The following is a 1,881-nucleotide window of genomic DNA, read 5'->3' on the forward strand; positions in this document are numbered from 1 at the left end:
AATGGGCCCGTTGGTGTCAAAGCCCTCAATCGACGGCAAAAAGGGCGGACGACAGACTTCAAAGAGGTAGTGTTGGCGAAAAACGTTGCCAATGCGCTCGGTATCCGGCAGGCTTTGAAACAACTGAGAGGTTTCATCCGGCGGGTTAACCAAATGCACCAGGCAGCGATCGCTGCCAATGGCATCCATAACCTGGGTAATGGTTTGGGACAGCACCAAGCGTAGATCCAAACTTTGGCGAGTTTGATTGGTGATGTAGTTCACCACCTGCTCCCGTCGCGCCTGTTTTTGGATGGTTTCGTAGAGCTGCGCTTGGTAAATAGCCACCTCAAGCTGCTGGGCAATGGTTTGAATCAGATCCAGATCAGCAGAGCTTAACGGCGTACTGCAAGGGCCCAGAGCCGCAATAAACCCAAGAGCATTAGCCTGTCCCTTCACCGGCACCAGCAAATTTACCGGCTGCCCCAGTACATCCCATCGCGGTAGATGGGGCGATCGCATTTGAATAAACGGACGACTCAACAGCCCTTGTCCATGGGATGGGGACGTTGTGAGCCCCGCCGCAAATTCCCCTTTACGCACCAACGTAGCCGCACTGCCAAAGCGAGCCAGGGAATAGTAGCCCACCAGGGATGGATGCTCGGATGGCTGGGTTTGGCAAACCACTTGAATCCGCTGAATATCTTTGAAGTACCAGAAAAATAAGCAGGACTCGACCCCCAACAAGTCGGAGATTTCATCGACAGCCGTTTGCAGCACCACATTCAGCTCTAGAGAGCCGCGAATGCGATCGAGAATACGACGCAAGGATTGACTTTGCTGCGCGGAGGGAGAAGAGCCAGACACCAAAATATTCTTAAGCTGGTGGAGAAATAAAAGCACGGTCGTCAGCAGCACAGATGCTCAGAACAGGGGTGAACGGAATCGATGGGGTTGTATCGGCCAGATAGAGGGAGCCAGTCTCATCTGACGGCTCCATGGATCAAGCAAGCCGAAGAAAAGCAAACCACCGGGGGAGGCGATTCTACCCAATCCAGCATCAGAGAAGGGGGCTCACTGTTAAAGGTCCTGGGATGACACGGTAGATCAACACCTCAGGGATCCCCAATACCACTAGGGCGAGAGCAATGGATTGTTACAGGCGAATGAAAGATTTGGGCAGCTTGGTTGTCTTGTGCCAGACCCTTGCCTGGCGTCAATGCACTGGGCCTGTCCTTCGAAATGAATACGGACTGTTCACACGATTTGCGCTCCCCCCAAACCATGATCCCTACCACCGGGCCAATTGTTGGGGGACTTCTATTGCAGATTGACTGCTCCACACCCTGAAGCGTTGCCGATACACGTTTTGATCTTGAAGCTATATCTCAAGGCGGCAGACCACCGACTTGAGCTAGCCATAACTTGAAGACAGCACCTTGGAAAGCATCCCGACGATGTGGTCCTCACCCTCTTTCCCCAAAGAAAGAAGCATTGATGTCCGCCGTTTCTTCCCTCGATAGAAGAAGCAGGGGGTGAGAAACATACCTTGTAACCGTGGTATGCACTCACAACTTCGATGTATTCAACGTACAAGACTGATGGTATCAACCTACACGTGATTAAGATCACTCTCAACACTGTACCAAGATCACTTCAGTCATCCAGTCTAGATCACTACAAAATCATGATTTGATCACGCCATTTTAGCTAGAGGATCACCGGTGAGTTCACTGAGACATCACAGCACCTTCATGCAATACCTACGATACTAATGAGTATGAAGCCCCCAAAGCAATCAGGATACTCAGATCATGCATACCCAACCTCAGCTGCACTTTACGTCCCTCGAACAAATTATTCAGCGCATTTTTGAAACTCGCTGTATCACGCGTCTCGATC

General features: G+C 51.1%; 1 protein-coding gene. It reads right to left on the reverse strand.

The window, feature by feature from the left end:
• Nucleotides 1-897: GAF domain-containing protein (locus tag V6D20_06640; protein HEY9815464.1), on the reverse strand; the 897-nt coding region annotated here is incomplete at its 3' end.
• Between the last annotated feature and the right edge of the window lie 984 nt (nucleotides 898-1,881).

The sequence above is a fragment of the Candidatus Obscuribacterales bacterium genome (genome assembly GCA_036703605.1).
GTDB lineage: Bacteria > Cyanobacteriota > Cyanobacteriia > RECH01 > RECH01 > RECH01.